General features: G+C 31.0%; 24 protein-coding genes and 1 tRNA gene. 11 read left to right on the top strand and 14 right to left on the bottom strand.

The window, feature by feature from the left end; genetic code table 11:
- Positions 1 to 8: 8 nt before the first annotated feature.
- On the top strand, positions 9 to 773 hold the full coding sequence (locus HXZ69_RS02300; protein WP_286494881.1) for a hypothetical protein: 765 nt from the start codon (positions 9 to 11) through the stop codon (positions 771 to 773).
- Between the two features lie 138 nt (positions 774 to 911).
- On the top strand, positions 912 to 1,706 hold the full coding sequence (locus HXZ69_RS02305; protein ID WP_260392525.1) for a hypothetical protein: 795 nt from the start codon (positions 912 to 914) through the stop codon (positions 1,704 to 1,706).
- Positions 1,707 to 1,759: 53 nt separating this feature from the next.
- Here the strand turns inward: HXZ69_RS02305 and HXZ69_RS02310 are convergent, their stop codons facing one another.
- Genes HXZ69_RS02310 through HXZ69_RS02320 form a run of 3 tightly spaced genes read right to left on the bottom strand, consistent with a single transcriptional unit; the run spans position 1,760 to position 4,415 of the window.
- On the bottom strand, positions 1,760 to 3,079 hold the full coding sequence (locus tag HXZ69_RS02310) for an ABC transporter permease (protein ID WP_286494882.1): 1,320 nt from the start codon (positions 3,077 to 3,079) through the stop codon (positions 1,760 to 1,762).
- 12 nt (positions 3,080 to 3,091) lie between these two features.
- Positions 3,092 to 4,024, bottom strand: coding sequence for an ABC transporter ATP-binding protein (locus tag HXZ69_RS02315; protein ID WP_280035614.1), 933 nt, complete (start codon positions 4,022 to 4,024; stop codon positions 3,092 to 3,094).
- A 58-nt stretch (positions 4,025 to 4,082) separates the two neighbouring features.
- Positions 4,083 to 4,415: an MGMT family protein gene (locus HXZ69_RS02320; protein ID WP_115000393.1), complete on the bottom strand. Its 333-nt coding sequence runs from the start codon at positions 4,413 to 4,415 to the stop codon at positions 4,083 to 4,085.
- Between the two features lie 41 nt (positions 4,416 to 4,456).
- On the opposite strand from HXZ69_RS02320, the gene HXZ69_RS02325 reads away from it, so the two are divergent.
- Positions 4,457 to 5,002, top strand: a complete 546-nt coding sequence (locus tag HXZ69_RS02325) for a hypothetical protein (RefSeq protein ID WP_115000395.1) — start codon at positions 4,457 to 4,459, stop codon at positions 5,000 to 5,002.
- 54 nt (positions 5,003 to 5,056) lie between these two features.
- On the opposite strand, the gene HXZ69_RS02330 is transcribed toward HXZ69_RS02325, so the two are convergent.
- Entirely contained in the window at positions 5,057 to 5,248 is a 192-nt protein-coding gene (locus tag HXZ69_RS02330; protein WP_038330556.1) for a cold-shock protein, read from the bottom strand.
- Between the two features lie 126 nt (positions 5,249 to 5,374).
- Here HXZ69_RS02330 and hemW point away from each other — a divergent pair, with 126 nt between their 5' ends.
- From hemW to HXZ69_RS02350, 4 genes are all read left to right on the top strand, one after another.
- The gene (gene hemW, locus HXZ69_RS02335) at positions 5,375 to 6,502 is read left to right on the top strand and encodes a radical SAM family heme chaperone HemW (protein WP_115000397.1); all 1,128 of its coding nucleotides are present in this window, start codon (positions 5,375 to 5,377) and stop codon (positions 6,500 to 6,502) included.
- A 17-nt stretch (positions 6,503 to 6,519) separates the two neighbouring features.
- On the top strand, positions 6,520 to 7,329 hold the full coding sequence (gene murI / locus HXZ69_RS02340; RefSeq protein ID WP_125349482.1) for a glutamate racemase: 810 nt from the start codon (positions 6,520 to 6,522) through the stop codon (positions 7,327 to 7,329).
- 63 nt (positions 7,330 to 7,392) lie between these two features.
- On the top strand, positions 7,393 to 8,625 hold the full coding sequence (gene rocD / locus HXZ69_RS02345) for an ornithine--oxo-acid transaminase (RefSeq protein ID WP_115000400.1): 1,233 nt from the start codon (positions 7,393 to 7,395) through the stop codon (positions 8,623 to 8,625).
- Positions 8,626 to 8,702: 77 nt separating this feature from the next.
- Positions 8,703 to 10,766, top strand: coding sequence for a M48 family metalloprotease (locus HXZ69_RS02350; protein WP_221855226.1), 2,064 nt, complete (start codon positions 8,703 to 8,705; stop codon positions 10,764 to 10,766).
- A 22-nt stretch (positions 10,767 to 10,788) separates the two neighbouring features.
- Here the strand turns inward: HXZ69_RS02350 and pdxH are convergent, their stop codons facing one another.
- Entirely contained in the window at positions 10,789 to 11,436 is a 648-nt protein-coding gene (pdxH, locus tag HXZ69_RS02355) for a pyridoxamine 5'-phosphate oxidase (protein ID WP_221855228.1), read from the bottom strand.
- A gap of 75 nt (positions 11,437 to 11,511) precedes the next feature.
- On the opposite strand from pdxH, the gene HXZ69_RS02360 reads away from it, so the two are divergent.
- Positions 11,512 to 12,063, top strand: a complete 552-nt coding sequence (locus HXZ69_RS02360) for a YqgE/AlgH family protein (protein WP_286494884.1) — start codon at positions 11,512 to 11,514, stop codon at positions 12,061 to 12,063.
- 4 nt (positions 12,064 to 12,067) lie between these two features.
- On the opposite strand, the gene HXZ69_RS02365 is transcribed toward HXZ69_RS02360, so the two are convergent.
- Together HXZ69_RS02365 and HXZ69_RS02370 are read right to left on the bottom strand one after the other, a co-directional pair.
- Positions 12,068 to 12,877, bottom strand: coding sequence for an aminotransferase class IV (locus HXZ69_RS02365; protein WP_286494885.1), 810 nt, complete (start codon positions 12,875 to 12,877; stop codon positions 12,068 to 12,070).
- Between the two features lie 11 nt (positions 12,878 to 12,888).
- On the bottom strand, positions 12,889 to 13,272 hold the full coding sequence (locus HXZ69_RS02370) for an START-like domain-containing protein (RefSeq protein WP_038330532.1): 384 nt from the start codon (positions 13,270 to 13,272) through the stop codon (positions 12,889 to 12,891).
- A 115-nt stretch (positions 13,273 to 13,387) separates the two neighbouring features.
- On the opposite strand from HXZ69_RS02370, the gene HXZ69_RS02375 reads away from it, so the two are divergent.
- Positions 13,388 to 13,461: transfer RNA gene (locus tag HXZ69_RS02375), tRNA-Met, on the top strand.
- Between the two features lie 60 nt (positions 13,462 to 13,521).
- Here the strand turns inward: HXZ69_RS02375 and HXZ69_RS02380 are convergent.
- Positions 13,522 to 13,911 (bottom strand): DUF6515 family protein, encoded by a 390-nt coding sequence (locus HXZ69_RS02380; protein WP_280035869.1) that lies wholly within the window; start codon positions 13,909 to 13,911, stop codon positions 13,522 to 13,524.
- A gap of 112 nt (positions 13,912 to 14,023) precedes the next feature.
- Complete coding sequence (locus HXZ69_RS02385; protein ID WP_286494886.1) at positions 14,024 to 14,380, bottom strand: hypothetical protein; 357 nt, start codon at positions 14,378 to 14,380, stop codon at positions 14,024 to 14,026.
- Between the two features lie 231 nt (positions 14,381 to 14,611).
- Between HXZ69_RS02385 and HXZ69_RS02390 the strand changes: the two genes are divergently transcribed.
- Positions 14,612 to 15,661: a nucleoid-associated protein gene (locus HXZ69_RS02390; protein ID WP_280045571.1), complete on the top strand. Its 1,050-nt coding sequence runs from the start codon at positions 14,612 to 14,614 to the stop codon at positions 15,659 to 15,661.
- Between the two features lie 52 nt (positions 15,662 to 15,713).
- On the opposite strand, the gene HXZ69_RS02395 is transcribed toward HXZ69_RS02390, so the two are convergent.
- From HXZ69_RS02395 to HXZ69_RS02415, 5 genes are all read right to left on the bottom strand, one after another.
- Positions 15,714 to 16,172 (bottom strand): GNAT family N-acetyltransferase, encoded by a 459-nt coding sequence (locus HXZ69_RS02395; RefSeq protein ID WP_038330524.1) that lies wholly within the window; start codon positions 16,170 to 16,172, stop codon positions 15,714 to 15,716.
- 52 nt (positions 16,173 to 16,224) lie between these two features.
- Entirely contained in the window at positions 16,225 to 16,743 is a 519-nt protein-coding gene (locus HXZ69_RS02400) for a hypothetical protein (protein ID WP_280061529.1), read from the bottom strand.
- Positions 16,740 to 17,168: a hypothetical protein gene (locus HXZ69_RS02405; protein ID WP_280048904.1), complete on the bottom strand. Its 429-nt coding sequence runs from the start codon at positions 17,166 to 17,168 to the stop codon at positions 16,740 to 16,742. The genes HXZ69_RS02400 and HXZ69_RS02405 overlap by 4 nt, the downstream gene beginning before the upstream one ends.
- A 10-nt stretch (positions 17,169 to 17,178) precedes the next feature.
- Positions 17,179 to 18,348 carry a sigma-54-dependent transcriptional regulator gene (locus tag HXZ69_RS02410; RefSeq protein ID WP_286494887.1) on the bottom strand — a complete coding sequence of 390 codons (1,170 nt, stop codon included), beginning with the start codon at positions 18,346 to 18,348 and terminating at the stop codon, positions 17,179 to 17,181.
- Positions 18,349 to 18,445: 97 nt separating this feature from the next.
- Positions 18,446 to 20,086 (bottom strand): AMP-binding protein, encoded by a 1,641-nt coding sequence (locus HXZ69_RS02415; protein WP_286494888.1) that lies wholly within the window; start codon positions 20,084 to 20,086, stop codon positions 18,446 to 18,448.
- A 218-nt stretch (positions 20,087 to 20,304) separates the two neighbouring features.
- On the opposite strand from HXZ69_RS02415, the gene HXZ69_RS02420 reads away from it, so the two are divergent.
- Entirely contained in the window at positions 20,305 to 20,796 is a 492-nt protein-coding gene (locus HXZ69_RS02420; RefSeq protein ID WP_280061532.1) for a DinB family protein, read from the top strand.
- The last annotated feature ends 6 nt before the right edge of the window (positions 20,797 to 20,802 follow it).

Below are 20,802 nucleotides of genomic sequence, written 5' to 3' on the forward strand. Positions count from 1 at the left end.
ATCTTACCATGCGATATTGGTTAACATACACGCTATTTATCTTTCCATTCATCAGCTTTGCGCAAAATAAGTTGATTACTGGTTCTGTGGTTGTAGACGAGGGAAACGATTATATTTCCTCAGTTTCTGGTGCTCGTATAGAAAATCTGACGTCAGAAAGTAAGACATATACAAGTCCTTCAGGCTATTATTCTATTCAAGCAAATGTTGGTGACACGATTTTGTTTGAAGCAGATTTTTTGATTCCAAGAAAAATTGTAGTCAATCAAAACATTTACAACAAAGGTTTTTTACAAGCACATTTGGATATTGAAACGATTGAATTAAGCGGTGCTACAATTGGTAAAGGTCCTTTACAACCTAAATATCACAAGGATAATAAAACAGATTTGTACGATAAAATGGGTCTTGATCAACGTTTACGAGATTTGGAACCTAAAAGAGATATTGCGAAGTTCAAACCAATGGATGTTTTAAATCCTGTTCGATTAATTGGTCATATGAATGGATTTTATCGTGAGCAACGTCGTGTACGTAATTACGAAACAAAACTTTCTCTCGTTCAAGAAGTTAAACATTATTATCCTACAGATTTTTATACAAATCAATTACAAATTCCTGAATATAAAATAGAAGAATTTTTATATTATGTTAATGCGCGTTATCCGCTTCAAGAAAAAGTTTTGAGCAGACAATTTGGTACGATAATGATTGATTTAGAATCTTATGCGAAAGATTATTTGAATGAATTAAATCAAAACAAAAATCAATAATTCTTAATAGATTTTTAAAATTTAGCCAATAAACGTTAACAAAATTGATGCTAATTTATTAAGACTTATCTTCGTACAAATAATTAAACGTATAATCACGAACAATTGAAATCACTATTTACCATTCTAATATTGCTGTTGTCGAATTTTATTTTCGCACAAGAAAAATGGATTCAGGGAAACATTATCATTGATGATTCTGACGATACAGCAGAAGGAGTTTACGTTACAAATCTGAGAACAAATCATACAACAATTTCTAATTTTACAGGAACTTTTCTTATTCAAGCAAAAGTAAATGACACGCTAAAAATACAATCTGATTGGTACGAAAATCGACTAATTATCTTAAGACCAAATTTGTTCAATAAACAAACAATTGTAGTGCATTTAGCTGTACAGACAATTCAATTGAATACCGCATATATTGGTCAAAAATTGACAGGAATTCTTGAAAAAGATGTCAAAAATGGAAAAAAAGCTGATGTTGTAACAAAACTTTATAAAAGTCTTGGTGTTAATCCTGATATCAAACCTATAAAAGACACATCTTCGTTGAAAGCTGGATTTTTGAGTGGAGATATTACGTTGACGAGATTGGATATTGGGCGTATTTATGATGTTTTTTCTGGTAAAGCCAAACAACGAAAAGCATTGCTTGATTATGAAGATAAATACGATAAAATTACAAAAATTAAGAATTATTTTGGTGAAGATTATTTCACAAATGATTTAAAAATTCCGAAATTCAAAATCAGAGATTTCATTGAAAATGCATTAACAAATACCGAATCTAAAATAGAATTGAATGATGTAAATTATTTCAAATTACTTCAATTATTTAATTCTTACAGTAAAATATACCTCGACTTTTTATACGGAAAAGTACCAAATAATACGAAAATCATCAAAAAAGATACGATAGACGATTAAAAAAAGAGCTTGATAAATCAAGCTCTTTTTTTAGTTTTATAAGTTGTGTAAAATTAGTTTTTATAAGAAACCCATTTAATCATTTCTTTCACAGTTGGTTTTTTACCATAAATTAAAATCCCAATTCTATAGATTTTTCCAGCAATATAAACCATAAATATTGTACTGATTAACAGCAAAAATAAGGATAAAGCTAATTGCCAAATCGGAACATCGAACGGAATTCGAGTAATCATTGAGATGGGAGAAGTCAATGGAATCATTGATAACCAAAAAGCAACTGGACCATCAGGATTTTCGAAAGTTGTCATACTTCCGTAAAGTCCAATCATCATCGGAACTAAAGGAAAATATGTAAATTGTTGCGTATCTGTGTCATTGTCAACCGCAGAACCAATTGCCGCGAAAACAGAGCTGTAGAACAAATATCCCAAGATAAAATAAGCAATAAAAGCAAAAATGATTAACGGATAATTAAACGTTAACAATACTTCGCTAATTTCTGTTACTTTTTGCATCATATCTGGATTAGTCTCAGCTAATTGTGCTTGATTCATCATTTGTTGCGACATATCCATTCTTGAAGCAGCAATTGTTGGAAATAAAATCAATAACCCCATTGTCATTCCAATCCATATAGCAAATTGCGTGACTGCAACCATTGTCGTTCCTAAGATTTTACCCATCATTAATTCGAAAGGTTTTACAGAAGAAATGATAATTTCTACAACGCGATTATTTTTTTCTTCAACCACAGAACGCATTACTTTTACACCATAAATCATCACAAACATGAAAATAATGTAAGTTAAAAACATCGATAATCCGATTTTCAACTCCATTCCTTTATCTTCTTTTCCGTCTGTAACGTTAAAAACATTCAGGTTAACACGTGCCTTAGAAGCTTCTAAAGCCGCTTTGTCAATACCAGATTTTGCCTGTTTTTCTTTTACTATTTTATCACTAATCGTTCTCGAAAGTTTTTCACGATCAGTAATTCCAAGATTTCCATTTGTGATTAATTCAGTATTTTTCTCAATATTATCATAATTTCCATCTGTATTTTTCGGAATATGAAGAATCGCATTCAAATATTCGCTTCCTTTCAGTGTATCTTTGATTGATTGCAATTCTTGAGGCGTGTAAATACTGAACATCATTTGTTTAGTCGATTTAAACGAGGTTACAAACTCTGTACTTTCATCTACAATTGCAATGTTTTTCACTTCGGAATTATTTGCAGAACTCAAAAAGAAAATCACCGCTCCTGCTCCAACAATCAACAAAGGCGAAAGAAAAGTCATAACAATAAACGCTTTGTTTTTTACTTGAGAAAAGAACTCGCGTTGTGCAACTAAAAATATATTTTTCATTTGAAAATTAGCTTAAAGATTAGGAATTGAACTTTGTTTGACGGCTTCCAAAAACACATCATTCATCGAAGGAATAATTTCTTTGAATTGATGAACTTGCCCCACTTGCATCAATTTATCTAAAATCACATTGGTTGGTGTTTCTTTATTGTACAACAAATTAAATTCAGTTCGTTGATTAACGTTTCGTACATCCGAAATCTCAAATTCATTCGCTAAATTTTGAAGAGAATCAGCGGGAATTTCATTCAATTGAATCGAAAATTTCCCTGTCTTAAATTGATTTCTAACTTCTTCAATTGTTCCATCTAATACTTTATTCGATTGATTAATCAAAGCAACATGATCACACATTTCCTCTACAGATTCCATACGATGCGTCGAAAAAATAATTGTCGTTCCTTTATCTCTTAATTCAAGAATTTCATTCGCAATAATTTGTGCATTTACAGGATCAAAACCACTAAAAGGTTCATCAAAAATCAGCAAAGAAGGATTGTGAATAACTGTAATCACAAACTGAACTTTTTGTCCCATTCCTTTCGACAACTCGCTCAATTTCTTGTTCCACCAAGACATCATATCAAGTTTCTCGAACCAATATTCGGTACGTTTTTTAGCTTCCGCAGAAGAAAGACCTTTCAGTTTTGCAAAATACAGTGCCTGTTCTCCAACCTTCATATTCTTGTACAAACCACGTTCTTCTGGCATATAACCAACTTGACCGATTGATTTTTTCGTCAAAGGTTCTCCATTCAACAAAATTGTCCCGCTATCTGGCGCTGTAATTTGATTGACAATACGAATAAAAGTCGTTTTTCCAGCACCATTTGGTCCCAAAAGTCCATAAATAGAACCTTGTGGAATATTGATACTAAAATTATTAAGCGCAACTTTATCTTTATATTTTCTTGTTAAGCCTTGAGCTTGCAATAAAAATTCCATTTTCTATATCATTTGATTTGTAAAATTAGTAAGAAGAAAGTAAATTTTGTTACAGATTTTAATGAGATTCATTCGGATCCCATACAATTTCTTTAAAATTAATCACTTTATCATTTATAATCTCCACACCTTCATTCTCTAACAATTGCTGCATCAAACTCGAAGGATTAAAATGATGTTTTCCAGTTAACAAACCATTTCTGTTTACAACACGATGCGCAGGAACATCTTCTCGATTATGTGCATGATTCATCGCATAGCCAACCACACGCGCAGAAAATTTTTCTCCTATATATTTTGCTATCAAACCATAAGTAGAAACACGTCCTTCGGGAATTTGACGAACTATTTCATAAATTTTCTCATAAGTATCAGAAATGATTTTTGTCATAATCTAAACATTTATTGTAAATTTAAAGAAAGTAATAGAATATGAGCCAAAAAGTTCCAATTAAATCTCTTTTAAGCCGACCACGTTTTAAGGTTTTTACGCATTTATCAAAACAAGAATTTATTGATTTAATCAAAAAACACCTTGAAACAAATTCTACTGAATACGGAGGTTATGCCAATCAGGAAGTTGCGATGATTCGTGTCCGCAAAGACAAGGATAAATATTGGCACCCGCAATTACAAATCAGAATTGAAGATGACGATGATCATCCTAACTATTTGGTTGTAAGAGGAATTATTGGTCCGCCTTCTAATGTTTGGACATTTTTCGCATTTTTGTATGGTTTGAGCGGAGCTATTTTTATCACCTTAGGCTCTTATGCGGTTTCCGAATATATTGTACAAGGAAATAGTGTATGGATTTGGAGTATTCCTATTGCATTATTGATTACTTTAGGAACCTATTTAGCGAGTTTATATGGTCATTATTTGGCAAAATATCAGCTAGGAAGATTGTATCATTTCGTGAATGAATTGCTTCGTGATGCAGAGTTTTATCAAAATAGCGACGAAATCAAAGAATAAAAAAAGCGACCTAAATAGGTCGCTTACAAGAAATATGTTGAGATAATATATTAATTAGATTACTTTCACATTAACGGCGTTGATGCCTTTTTTTCCTTGTTCTAAGTCAAAAGATACTTTATCGTTTTGAGCTACTTTGTCTGTTAAACCAGAAACGTGTACGAAGTACTCTTTTCCTGATTCGTCATCTTTAATAAATCCGTATCCTTTTTCTTCATTAAAGAATTTTACAGTTCCTTTATTCATAGTATTTTATTTTCGTTGATAAAGATATAAGATTTATTTACAAAACCAATATTAATTTTTAGTTTTTTTTATAACAATTTTTTTAGCCTATAATTTCATTATAATTTTGCTTCAAATCATAATATTTTGGCAGGAATTTATATTCATATCCCGTTTTGTAAACAAAAATGCAGCTATTGCGACTTTCATTTTTCGACAAATCTTCAACATAAATCAAATTTAATTCAAGCAATTAATAAAGAACTTGAGATCAGAAAAGATGAAATTTCAACACCTTTAGAAACGATTTATTTTGGAGGAGGAACACCTTCTATCCTGTCCGAAATTGAATTAGAAAGTATTTTCGAAACGATTTATAAAAATTATTCAACCAAAAATTTAAAGGAAATTACACTCGAAGCGAATCCTGATGATTTGAATAAAGAAAAACTTAATTTCTTAAAATCAACTCCGATTAATCGTTTTTCGATTGGTGTTCAATCATTTTTTGAAGAAGATTTGAAATTAATGAATCGCGCACATAATGCACAAGAAGCTGAAACTTCGATAAAATTGGCGCAAGATTTTGGTTTCGAAAATATCACTATTGATTTGATTTATGGTTCTACGACCACAACCAACGAAATGTGGAAGCAAAATTTGCAAAAAGCAATTGAGCTGAATGTTCCACATATTTCTTCTTATGCGTTAACAGTCGAAGAAAAAACAATTTTAGATCATCAAATCAAAAAAGGAATCACAAAACCGGTTGATGAAGATCGTCAAAACGAACAATTTCAACTTTTAGTTGACACTTTAACTTCGAATGATTTTATTCAATATGAAATCTCCAATTTCGGAAAAGAAGAGTATTTTTCTTTACACAATTCTAATTATTGGAAAGGAATTCATTATTTAGGAATTGGACCTTCTGCGCATTCTTATAACGGAAAAACTCGTGCTTGGAACATTGCAAATAATTCTAAATACATACAAGCTATCAACGAAAATAATCTACCTCAAGAAATTGAAGTTTTAAATGAAGTAGAAAAATTTAATGAAATGATAATGATAGGATTGAGAACAATTTATGGAATAGATTTAAATCGAATTAATTCAGAATTTTCTCAACCTTTAGTTAATTCTTTTCATCAAGAACTCAATCAATTAATCAACGAAAATTTAGTCGAAAAGAAAGAAAATAAAATTATTTTGAAACCCGAAGCAAAATTTTTCGCAGACGGAATTGCTTCTAGATTATTTTACATCAATTAATTTGTTAAATTTGCGATATGAATGATAACAGACCAATTGGTGTTTTCGACTCTGGAGTTGGTGGTTTGACGTTTGCAAAAGAAATAAAACGTCTGCTACCAAACGAAAGTTTGATCTATTTTGGCGATACTCAAAATTTGCCTTATGGAGAAAAATCGAAAGAAGCGATTACACAATTTTCGGTAGACATTACTAATTTTTTAATAGACAATAATTGTAAAGCGATTTTAGTTGCATGTAATTCTGCAACCGCTAATTCGTTGAAAGAAATTAGAGAAGCTGCAGGAAAAGATGTTCCTGTTATCGATGTTATTTCGCCTGTTGCGGAGAAAGTTTCGTTCGAATTAAGAGAAAAGATAGGTGTTATTGCAACAAAAGCAACTGTAAATTCGGGCGCGTACAAGAAAGCAATTCGTCGTCGAAATAAACATATTACGGTTATTGAAATGGCTACTCCTCTCTTAGTACCTGTTATCGAAGAGGGTTTTACAAATTCTACGATTTCTAAAGCAGTTTTAGAAACGTATTTATTGAACAAAAAATTAGAAGGAATTGATTCGATTATTTTAGGATGTACGCATTATACACATCTGGAAAAAGAAATCAATCAAGTATTTGAAGGAAAAGTTGATATCGTAAATTCACCTTTAATTGTCGTGAATCAAGTAATTTATCAATTGGCAAAAGAAGGAAAATTGGCTGCGAAAGATACTGTTGCAAACTATACATTTTATATTTCTGACAATACAGATAATATTATAAAAGTGGCAAAAAAATTCTTTGGAAAAGATATTCAATTAATTGAGAAAAATTTAGAAACGAAATAGAACCGACCATTATTTGTCGGTTTTTTTATAAAATATTACGAACAAACAATAACAAATCATTACATGGAAAAATCAGCAGAATTAATTGCATTAGAAGAAAAATACGGAGCGCATAACTATCACCCACTTCCAGTTGTATTGGAAAAAGGTGAAGGTGTTTACGTTTGGGATGTTGATGGAAAAAAATATTTCGACTTTTTATCAGCTTATTCAGCTGTTAATCAAGGTCACTGTCATCCTAGAATTATTAAAGCGTTGAAAGATCAAGCCGAAAAATTAACGTTAACTTCTCGTGCTTTTTATAATGCGGAATTAGGAAAATACGAAAAATTTATCACAGAATTATTCGGTTTCGATAAAGTATTGCCAATGAATACGGGTGCAGAAGCTGTAGAAACAGCGCTAAAAATTGCTCGTAAATGGGGTTACGAAAAGAAAGGAATTCCAACTGGTGAAGCGATTATTGTAGTATGTAAAGACAATTTCCATGGTCGTACAACTACTATTATTTCTTTCTCGAATGATGAAGATGCACGTAAAAATTTCAATCCTTACACAAGTGGTTTCGAAGCTGTAGAATACAATGATGTTGAAGCTTTGAAACAAATTTTAGAAGAAAAAGCAGATAAAATTTGTGGATTCTTAGTAGAACCAATTCAAGGAGAAGCTGGTGTTAATGTACCTTCTGAAGGATATTTGAAAGCTTGTGAAGAATTATGTAAACAACATAATGTTTTATTTATCGCGGACGAAATTCAAACAGGAATCGCACGTACAGGAAAAATGTTGGCAATCGATCACGAAAATATTGATGCTGATGTTTTAATCTTAGGTAAAGCCGTTTCAGGTGGAGCTTATCCAGTATCTGCAGTTTTAGCAAATGATGAAATAATGAATGTCATCAAACCAGGACAACACGGTTCTACTTATGGAGGTAATCCATTAGCTGCGGCTGTTGCTACAGAAGCTTTGCAAGTTGTTTTGGACGAAAAATTAGCTGAAAATTCTGAAAAATTAGGACAAATTTTTAGAACAGAAATCACGAAAATGGCTGAAGAATTTCCATTATTCAAATCAGTTCGTGGAAAAGGTTTATTAAATGCAATTTTAATCAACGATACACCAGAATCTGAAACAGCATGGAATTTCTGTGTTGCAATGAAAGACAACGGATTATTAGCCAAACCTACACACGGAAACATCATTCGTTTCGCTCCTCCTTTAGTGATGAACGAAGAACAATTACACGAATGTTTAGCGATTATTCGTAAAACTGCACAAGAGTTTAATAAATAATCAACAATAAAATGATATAGAAAAAACCTGATGAAATTTCATCAGGTTTTTTTATATTCGAAACTTTAATTAACACTATGAATTCTTTTAAAATAAACGTTTCCGAAACGTACAAAAAGGCGCAAAAAAAATCGGCAGTATGGATTGCTCTTTTCTTGATTACTCTCTTCTTTTCTACAATTTTGAGCATCATCATTTTCATAATTTGTGTTTGTGGAGGAATCGCTATCGTCATTGCTAAACCAATGTGGATTACCATTTTTTTAGGTTTGGGACTGTTGGCTTTAGGAGGTTTAATCGTTTACTATAATATTAAATTTATTCTAAATATTTTCAAAAAAACAGCTACAAATGGAATTGAAATTTTTGAAACGGATCAACCAGAATTATTCAAATTAATAAAAGCAACCGCAGATAAAGTTGGCACAAAACATCCCAAAAAAGTATTTATTATTGATGATGTAAATGCATATGTTTCCTATTCGAACAATTTGCAAAGTTTAGTTTTTCCAACAAGAAAAAACTTATCCATTGGCGTTGGTTTGCTTCATGGTATTTCTCAAAATGAGTTAAAAGGAATTATTGCGCACGAATTTGGGCATTTTTCTCAAAAATCAATGACAATTGGTAGCCATGTTGGAAATGCGACCAAAATTATGGAAGATATTTTATACAGTAATCAAACCTTAAAATTTGATGTTGATAATTTAGGCCAAATTAATGGAATTGTTGGTTTTATTTCAATGGGCGCTGTTGCTTACAATAAAATGATTGAATCTATTTTGAAAATAATTCACAAAAAATTAGAATTCAATTATCTAAAATTAAGTCGAGAAATGGAATTTCATGCTGATCAAATTGCAACAAATGTTGTGGGAATTGAGACGATGAGCAAACCATTATTGAGAATAGAATTGTATCAATTTGTTTACCAAGAATTAGCTAATTTTTATACAAATTTACAAGATGATAAAAAGTTTTCGACTAATATTTATCAAAACATGAATCAATTAGTTGACTTTTATATCGATGATTACGAACTTTTTTTAGAAAATAATTTAGCTATTGTTGGAATTAATGAATTTAATCAAAATCATTCTTTACTACAATTTGAAGATTTATGGTCGACACATCCAGAAATGGACAAACGTTTGGCAAATATAGCGTCTACAAATCATCATTCTGAAATAGATAAATCTCCAAAAGCAATTACATTACTTCAAAAAAATAATGAATTTGAAGAAGAATTTACATTCAATTTTTTCTTTCAATTAAATTTATACCGTGTTAATGAAATAAATAATTCAGAATTTATTGAAACGTTTAAAACCATTTATAATAAATACAATTACCCTAAAGTTTACAATCATTTTTTTACAAATTATGATTTACCTTTTGATCGAATTAAAGAAGTTGATTTAACGAATAAACAACAAAATATTCCTACGAATGAATTGTTTTCGGATGAAAATATTTTAGTTGCAAAACAATATTTAGCTTTACAAATTGATTTACTTCAATTAGATTTTTTTACTGGTCAAAAAAAGCCGCAACCATTCAAATACAACAATGTTGTTTACAATAAAAAACAAGATGTACTGAAAGTTAAAGAAGAATTAGAGCAAATAAATAAGGAAAAAGAAGCTGAGTTCTCAGAATATTTAGACAATATCAAAATATTTTTCAAATCTAATTTAGATGAACAAAAAACTATTTTGTTAGAAGATTGCATCAAAGTTGAAGCAGATTTATCAGCAAATATTCAATTGGTAAATGAAATTAGAACTCATATTAATTTTGCAACAAAACCCATTCATGAAAAGCTAAGAATCGAAGCTTTAACAGTTTTGAATAATCAAATAGAGCAACTTAAAAATGTAACAAAAGATATTCTACAAAGTGAAATCGCAAAGGAAAAAATAACTATTCGAGAAATTGAAAATGCACAATATTTTATAGATGAAGATTGGATTTTCTTTTTTGACTCTACAGGTTATAACAACAATGCTTTTGAAAATTTAATCGAAAATTTATACTTTGTAGATCAAGTTTCAAATAACTTATTGTTTCAAAAAAAAGCTGCTTTCCTAAAAGAATACGAACCATTATTAGACTATACATCAAAAACAAAAGCCTCTTAATTAGAGGCTTTTGTTTTATATCTTAAGGTGCTAAACGCTCTTTTTTCCAATCAAAATCGTCTTGTAAAACATAACGAACTCTATCGTGTAAACGACTTGGACGTCCTTGCCAAAACTCTATCTCAGTTGGACGAATCAAGAAACCTCCCCAATGTGCTGGACGAGGAATTTCTTTTCCTTCGTATTTTTTTTCTAATTCCAATTCCTCTGTCGCTAAATCTTCGTGCTCATCAATCACAGAACTTTGCGCCGAAATCCAAGCGCCTAACTGGCTACTTCTTGGACGTGTTTCGAAATATCCATCCGAATTATTATCCGAAGTTTTTTCAGCCACACCTTTTATAATAATCTGTCTTTCTAGAAATGGCCAAAAAAATGACAAACAAACTTTCGGATTTTCTAATAAAGCTTTTCCTTTCTGACTGTTGTAATTCGTATAAAAAATAAAACCTTCGTCCGTATATCTTTTCAATAAAACAACACGCGTTCTCGGAAATCCATCTTCACCAATCGTTGCAACAGACATCGCATTTGCTTCATCCACTCCATCCGATTCTTCAGCTTGCAGAAACCAATCACGAAATTGTTCGATCGGATTTTCTCTTAACGAATCAAAATTCATCGACTGTTTTTCGTAAACTTTTCTTTTATAACTTAAATCTTGTTTCATTAATGATTATTTTATATTTTTAAACAGCTAATTGTATATTTCGTTAAGATTTCACGTAACAAAACCGAAACAAAAATGTCTATCAAAAGTATAAAAAAAGGAGTTATTTTGGTCGCAAAACCAACATTAAGTAACGATATTTTTCAGAGAAGTGTAATTTTAATTACAGAACACTTAGAATCTGGAAGTATTGGTTTTATTCTTAATCATTCTTCTCATATTCCGATTAGTATTTTTGTATCTGAAATGGAGTCTGCATCTATTGTTTTTGAAGGTGGACCTGTCGATAAAGAAAACATCTATTATATTCACAAACGACCTGATTTAATCAGAAATAGTGAAAAAATTACTAAAAATTTATATTGGTCTGGCGTATATGAAGATGTGCGTGATGCAGTAAATCAGAATTTGATTACTCAAGAAGAAATCAAATTTTTTATTGGATATTGTGGTTGGGCACCAAAGCAAATCAAAGATGAATTAAACAATAATTCGTGGGCTGTAACGGATTTGGATTTTGATATTTTTGAGCGTTGGGATGCTGATTTGTGGAAAAAATTGATGAAACAGCTTGGAGGTGAGAACTTAATTTGGCTAAACACCCCCGCTGATCCTTCTATGAATTAATCAATTATAAATACTTAAAAATCGATTTTGTTTTGTCTAAAGTGTATTCTTTTTTACGATTTTTGGTAATTGGTAAAATTCCAATTCCATCAATCAAAATGAAAACTTCTTCTGCCTTCTGAATTTCAAATGGAAAAATTTCGACTTCTTCTACTTTAAATTCTTCGGCTTTATTAATTTTTGTAATGAAATTATTTCTCAAAACACTAGTAATAACACCTTCTTCTTTTTTCGGTGTACGAATCGTTTCTCCATTCACAACAAAAATATTTCCTCGTAAAGAACGCGCCATTTTTTTGTTTGCATTTACCAAAATAATATCAGCATAATCATTCTCTAAACGATAGATTTCTGCAATATTTTCTTCTGGACGATACGTATTCACGAGTGAATAAAATGCAGTATTGATCGCATAATCTTTGTAAACATCAATTTCGTTTTCAGCTTGTAAAAACTCCCAATCATTTTCACTATTTTCAATGGAAATCAAATAATTGATGGATGCTTTTAGATAATCTTCCTCATCATTTCTGAACGCAAAAAATTCTACTTTCCCTGATTTGGTCTGATTTGCTTCTGCTAATAAATTGATTCGTTCTTGAAAAAATTCTGGTGTAAAATCTAACGGAATATTCATGCGGTAAATACGCATAGAAGCCATTAAATTGAAATAATGATCTTCCCAATCAATAATTTCACCATTTACAAATCGCAAAATTTCTTTTACAGCATCACCATTACGAAAAGCTCTGTTCTGAATTCCTATTTCTGCATTTGCTTTTTCGACAATAACGCCACCTAAGTTAATTTTCAAAATAATAGATTTTAAACAGATCCTAAGATTTTTTTTAGATCTTCAATTTGACTTTCCCACAATTGTTTTGATTCTTCTACTTCGTCTTCATCAGCAAAATCTGTAATAACTAATGATACATCGTTCGTTAAATCGTCTTCTACAATTGTTAATTCGAAGAAATATTTTGTATCTTCATCATATTCCCATTGAAAGCGCACGTATCCATCTTGCTTAGATTTCATCAAAAATGCAGATTCTTCGTGTCCATCCCAAATAAAAGTATATTTTTCTCCACGAGAATTTACGTTATCTGCAAACCATTCTGATAAACCAGAAGGGTTTGAAATATAGTTATATAGCAAAGACGGTGAAGACTTGATTGAAAATTCTACTTGATATTTCTTTTTTGGCATAATTCTATTTTATTGAAGTCGCAAGATATAAAATGAATTGTATCTACCAAAGAAAATCAAAATAAGTTTTGTTATAAAATCAAAAAAAAATTACCTTTGCAAAAATTAAAATTTAGGCGAGGTAGCTCAGATGGTTAGAGCGCAGGATTCATAACCCTGAGGTCGGCAGTTCGATTCTGCTCTTCGCTACAAATAAAAAGCCCAAACAGACAATCTGTTTGGGCTTTTACTTAACTACTAAAACCTATACTAATCTAAATAACCTACTACTTGATAAGCTCTTGTTCCTCTATTGTAAATTTTTTGGTACAAAACACCTCCAAATTCATACAGATATTCTCCTCCATAATCTACTCTTTCATATCCTGCTGGTAACGCATATACGATAGCACCTAGTGGAGCTTGAACTACTTCATAATAATTTCTATTTGGGCTGTAATAAACACCTTCGTAGAAATAATATGGATTTCTATTACCAATATTAATTGTTACATAACCTACTGGTAAAATATTAATTCTAAATCCTACATATGGCATATATCTCACATATCCATTGTTATAAGGACGATAGTAAATACCATTGTTTCCGTAGAAGTTATAACTGTTATACGAATACTTGTTATAGTTTCTTACATTCACATTAGAAACTGGTCGGTTTCCTCTGTTGTATGAGCTAGAATTTATACGAACTGGATTGTTGTAGAAATCTCTGTTTTTTAAACTCTCAGATCTATTGCCTTGATTTCCTTGGCTATTTTCTACTATTATTCCAATCTTTATTAGAACTTGGTCTGCTACCTACAATAGCAGTATTATTTCTATCTATACGTGTACTAGTTTCACCTTCTGTTCTATTTGTAGAGTTTTTCCAAGATTCATTCGTAGAATTACCGCGATCTATTCTTTCTGTTCTATTTCCTTCAATACGACTAGTTCTATTTTCTGTTCTAGCCATTTCAGAGCGTCCATTTCCTTGACTTCTTGAAGTTGCTTCTCTTGAAGAAGAACTTCTCTCACCACCTCTTTGACCTCTATCTTGAGCATTTACACCAACAGCTAACATGGCTGTAAAAGCTACTCCTAAAAGTGTAAATCTAATTTTTTTCATCATCCAACTTTTTAATAAATTAAGACATTTCTCCTAATACTATTTCCGTGCCATAATTATAAGTTTAAACCATAGAAAATGTTATAATAATCAAAATAATTTATAAGCTATTCAAATTCAAGGAATTGCATTAACAATTTTGTTTGACAATTTTGTTAAATATTTTTATTCCTGACATCGTTTGTATTGATTTGTGAATTGATTACTTTTGTTTTTAAGAAATTATATAAAATGATTGACGTTAAAAATGCTTACATCGCCTTTATTAGTTTACAAAAAGTTGGACATAAAGTTCGAGAAGAAGCTAACATTTTTGCCGATAAAACACTAGAATACGACGAATCTAAGGAAGAACAATTGGTTCCTTTCTTATTAAGTCCGTTCAAAAAAACGCTCGAAATTAATCGTTTCACGCATTATACAGAAAAGTTAGAATTTAATGTTTTGTATAATCAATGCAAGCAAATGTTTGATGAAGAAACAGATTTTATCGATTTTTCGCAAGAAGTTTTAAGTCATTTATACGAGAAATCATTGCATCCGCAGATCAAAAGTGGTGAAGTTTTTATTGCGCTTTTCGAGAATATGATGTTCGACGGAATTCCTTGTCGTGGAATTGGAATTTATAAATTAGAGAATAAGAAAAAATTCTTGCGTTTCGACGAATCGCGTGGTTTAGATTACAACATTTGGAAAGGTTACAAGTTAGAAGGAATCGACAAAGCCTGTCTTATTCTTGATGCTTATCGCGACGAAGGTTTCCGCGTCTACTCTATCGATGATAAAAATGTGGAGTCAGAATATTGGAAGAAAAATTTCTTGGAAATTGATTTGATTAAGGATAACAATTACCATACAAAGAAATATATGGAGTTGATTACAGATTTCTCGAATGATTTTCTTTTGGATAAAACGGACAAAAAACAACAAGCCGAATTTATCTCAAATTCGATAAATGTATTGAATTCAAATGAAGTTGTAACGAATGAAATTTTTGAGGATCAAGTTTTGAAACCTTTCGAAATTATTGACGAATTCAAAGAATATAAGAAAGATTATAGCGAAAATAATCGTGTTGAATTTGTGGAAGCTTTCGAAGTTTCAGTTCCAACTTTGATGAAAGAATCAAAGAAAATTAAAAGTGAAATAAAACTAGATACAAAGATTAACATCAAATTAGATTTGACAAATCCTGATGCAGCCGAAGAATATTTGGAGCGCGGTTTTGACGAAGAAAAGAAAATGTATTATTATAAAGTCTACTTTAACTCAGAACAATAATAGCTAAATAACAATTATAAGCTCCAAAATTTTGGAGCTTTTTTATTTGATATTAATTCAATTTCAAAATACATTGATGATTCAAAATCTCAAAACCATTTTTCAGCCAAAAACCTTTTGCAAATTGATTTTCAGCTGTAAATTCTAATTCAATATATGCTTGATCGTTCAAGAAATTTATCGCTTCTTTAACCAATTTAGAAGCGATGTTTTGATTGCGATAATTTGCATCAACATACAACGAATCTATTCTTCCTTTTGATTTAATCACAAAATATTTCGGACGAAGATGTTTCGAACAAATAATATATCCCGTCAACTGATTTTCTATTTCGGCTACAAATATTTTTATATTCTGTTGATGTAAAATTCCCTTGAAAAAATCATCAATATCATGTTTGTAGGTCAAATCTATTTGATACAATGCATTAAACTCTTGATGATGTTGTAACAATTTTATCATCATTCTTTTCAGTTCAGGAATATCATTTTCTACGGCAATTCTTATCATATCTAAAAATAAAAAAATCCAGTTAAAAAACTCTAACTGGATTTACTAAAAACTATTGTTTATCTAGTTTTATTTTGTCTTGACCTTGTTGCAATTGATACAACTCTATAATATCCTCAATTGGATAATTAAACCAATCAACTTGTTTTTTGATTTTCGAATTTTGATCTAAATACAAATATGTCGTGAATTTCATCGCTGGAAACTTCATTCCATTATAGGTATAAGGCGAAAATTCTCCGTTTGCAATAATCATCGAATCGTTAGAAAATAATTCATTTACTTTCAATAATTTATTGTTTTCATATTGCATTGTTTGATCACTCCAACGAATAATATCATTCAATAAATAACGCGGATCTACCGTAGAACCTCCTGAATATTGCGCCACGTTTTCGTACAGCAAACTATCATTGTAAAAAGATAACATTTTTTTGTAATCTTTTCGAGATGAATAATTTTCGAAAAAACGTTTTCCTAATTCATCATTTTTACTGGCTGAAGAAGAATTACAACTTACTAAAAAAGTAATTGCAATAAGACTTAAAATCCACGTAAATTTTATTTTCATTTGTCTGAAATTCTTGTTAAATAATTTTCACCATTATCATCAGCCATTCCATCTTCGTTGAGAATCATAATCTCCGAATTGTCTGACCAACGTAAAAATTGAAAAGGTAATTTTTTCTTTTTCGAATCGATTTCCATCAACGATCCATCATCCTTTTTGAACAATTCTCCATCATAAGATTGACCTTTATATTCAGCAGTAAATTTGTCATCTGCTAATTTCAAAACGATTTTATCTCCAAAATATTTTCCTTCAAAAACTCCTTTGTAAATAAGCGTTTCGCTCGTAAAAACAGAATTTTTCTCTAAAGACAATACATCTTCATGCGATAAACCATCCGAACTTTTATCAACTTCTACATTATCCTTTTTACATGAAAATAAAAAGAATTGGCTGATAAATAGAAGAAAGACAATTTTTTTCATCTGAGATGAATTATTTTTTCACGAATTGCTCAACGTCTTTTCTCGAAATTGGATTATCACCCAAAATCAATAAACGTTCAACAACATTTCTCAACTCACGAATATTACCTGTCCAGTCCAATTCTTTCAACGCATCATAAGCCGAATTATCAAAAGATTTTTGACTTGTCGTATCTTTTACAAAATGTTCTACCAACAAAGGAATATCATCTTTACGATCATTAAGCGCTGGAACATTGATAATAATTACCGCCAAACGATGGTATAAATCTTCGCGAAAACGACCTTCTTCAATCTCTTTTCGTAAGTCTTTATTTGTTGCAGCAATTACGCGAACATTCACGTTAATCTCTTTCTCAGAGCCAACTGGCGATACTTTTCCTTCTTGTAACGCACGCAAAACTTTTGCTTGTGCAGAAAGACTCATATCCCCTATTTCATCTAAGAAAATTGTTCCTTCATTTGCCAATTCAAACTTACCTTGTTTGTCTTTAACAGCTCCAGTAAATGATCCTTTTACGTGACCAAACAACTCACTTTCAATTAATTCCGCTGGAATTGCAGCACAATTTACTTCAACTAAAGGTTTTACATTACGATTACTTTTTTCGTGTAAATGATGTGCAACCAACTCTTTTCCTGTTCCATTTGGACCAAGAATCAATACACGAGCATCTGTAGCAGCCACTTTATCTATAATTTGTTTCACTTCTGCAATTGCAGGAGCATCACCAATCATTTCATATTTTTTAGCAACTTTTTTCTTTAATGCTTTGTTTTCTTTCTTCAATTCTTTGTTCGAAGATAGCAACGATTTACGGTCTAAAGCATTACGAACAGTCGTCAATAATTTATTAAGATCTGGTGGTTTTGAGATAAAATCGTACGCACCTTTTTTGATCGCATCTACAGCCAAATCAACATCTCCGTGCCCCGTAATCATCACCATTGTTAGGTCTGGATTATATTCCATCGCTTCCGATAAAACCTCCATTCCATCTTTCAATGGCATTTTTATATCACTTATAATTAAGTCGTATTCTTTTTCTTTTATTTTTTCAAGCCCAACAGCTCCGTTTTCAGCTTCATCCACATTCCATTTTGGATTTTCGTCCATTAAAATGCTTTTCAAAACGTTGCGGATTGCCTGTTCATCTTCGATTAATAAGATATTTGACATCGTTTAGATCGTTTATTTTTATAAATTAAAATAGACTCAAAGATAATTGAAATAATTATTTTTAAGTCTACTTTTTAAATAGATTTTAATACTTTTTTTAAGATGTTTTCACTTTTCGAGCATTTTCTAAACCTAATTCTTTTATCGAAACTTCTCTCATTTCAATTTTTCGAATTTTTCCTGAAATTGTCATTGGAAATTCTTGTACAAATTTCCAATATTTAGGGCGTTTGAAATGAGCGATGGATAAACAATAAGCCTTCAATTCGTCTTCGGTTATAGTAATACCATCTTTCACTTTCACCCAAGCCATTACCTCTTCTCCGTATTTGATACTTGGAACACCAATAATTTGAACATCCGAAATTGATTCATGTTCGTACAAAAAATCCTCAATCTCTTTTGGTGAAATATTTTCTCCTCCTCTAATAATAATATCTTTAATGCGTCCCGTAATGTTAATGTATCCATCTACATCCATTGTCGCTAAATCACCGGTATGCAACCAATTATTTTCGTCAATAACTTGCGCAGTTGCTTCTGGATTGTTCCAATATTTTTGCATTACAGAATAACCTCTTGTACAAAATTCACCAGCAATTCCGCGAGGTAAAATATCTCCTGTTTGTGGATCTATAATTTTAATTTCTAAATGATCTTGAACCGTTCCAACCGTCGAAACTTGCTTTTCTAAAGGCGTTCCGATAATGGTTTGTGTCGAAACTGGCGAAGTTTCTGTCATTCCATAACAAATCGAAACTTCTTTCATATTCATTTTAGCTTGCACTTTCTTCATGATCTCAATCGGACAAGGAGATCCAGCCATTACACCTGTTCTCAAAGATGTTAAATCGAAACGATCAAAATTTGGTAATTCTAATTCCGCAATAAACATAGTCGGAACTCCGTAAAGTGATGTACATTTTTCGATTTCGACTGCATTTAATGTTTTTGCTGGATCAAAACTATCCGAAGGAATCACCATACAAGCACCATGCGAAGTACAAGCCATATTGCCGATTACCATTCCAAAACAATGATAAAACGGAACAGGAATACAAACACGATCACGATGTGTATAATTTAATCGAACACCGATAAAAAATCCATTGTTCAATAAATTATGATGCGTTAAAGTTACACCTTTTGGAAAGCCAGTTGTTCCCGAAGTATACTGAATATTTACAGCGTCATCAAACTGAACAGCTTGCTCTATTTGATGAACTTCTGAAGTCGAAATTTCTTCTCCTTCGATCAAGAAATTATCCCAATTTTCTTCAAAAATGATGATATGTTTTAGTGATTTCGCATTGTCTTTTACATTGTTCAACATCACTTTATATTCACTTGTTTTGAAACATAAAGCAGCAAAAACAGCTGAAATTTCCGCTTGATTTAATACAAACTCGAGTTCATTTTCGCGATAAGCAGGATTCAAATTAACCAAAATCATTCCCACACGAGCCGTTGCATATTGTAACAACGTCCATTCTGCACGATTTGGCGCCCAAATACCTACGCGATCACCTTTTTGCAAACCAATAGCAATCAATGATTTTGCAATTTGTTCAGTTTGTGAATAAAACTCTGTGTACGTCGCTCTATAATTTTGATCAACGCAAACCAAAGCCTCTTGCTGCGGATATTTTGCAACTGTATTTCGTAAATTTTCGCCAATCGTTTCTCCTAAAAGAGGATATTGTGATGCCCCACTTGAGTATGATAAGTTAGAAATCATGTGCTTATATTCTATGTTTTTAAAATTACTTTCCAACTCAAACTTAGCAACGATTTTCAGGAAAATAAATTTATCAGATACAAGATTCTAAATTTCTAAAAGAATCGTATTTTTTTATTAAAATCGGAAATAAATTCAAAAAAATGAAGGTTTATTTTTAACAAATACTTAAAATAACTCAGTCAAATTATCCTTAAATTGTAAAAAATTACTGAAAATTGAATACAATAAACCACGACAATTATACTTCTATTTACGATGGAATAGAAGTTGTAGATGCTTTACAGACACGTATTGCTGATATCAAGAAAACATTAATAATTGTAACAGAATTAGATAAATGGGATTATGCGTACGCAGATGGAAAATGGACTATCAAAGAAATGATACAACATTGTATAGATTGTGAACGTATTTTTTCTTATCGTGCGCAACATATTGCGAGAGAAGATTCTCAAACGTTGAATTTCTTTGATGAAAATGCCTATGTGTTGAATTCGAACGCAAATGAAAGAAAGCCTGAAGAGTTGATAAAAGAATGGACAAATTTGATGAAAGCAACTTACTTTCAGTTTGAATCTTTTAATGATGAAACATTAAACAAAATAGGAAAAGTTGGTGATCGAGAGTTTTCTGTTGAGAAAATTGGTTATGTTATGGCTGGTCATTCCATCCATCATATGAATGTGATTAATGAACGATATTTATAAAAAAGT

The organism is Empedobacter sp. R132-2, from assembly GCF_030324375.1.
Taxonomy (GTDB): Bacteria; Bacteroidota; Bacteroidia; order Flavobacteriales; family Weeksellaceae; genus Empedobacter; species Empedobacter falsenii_B.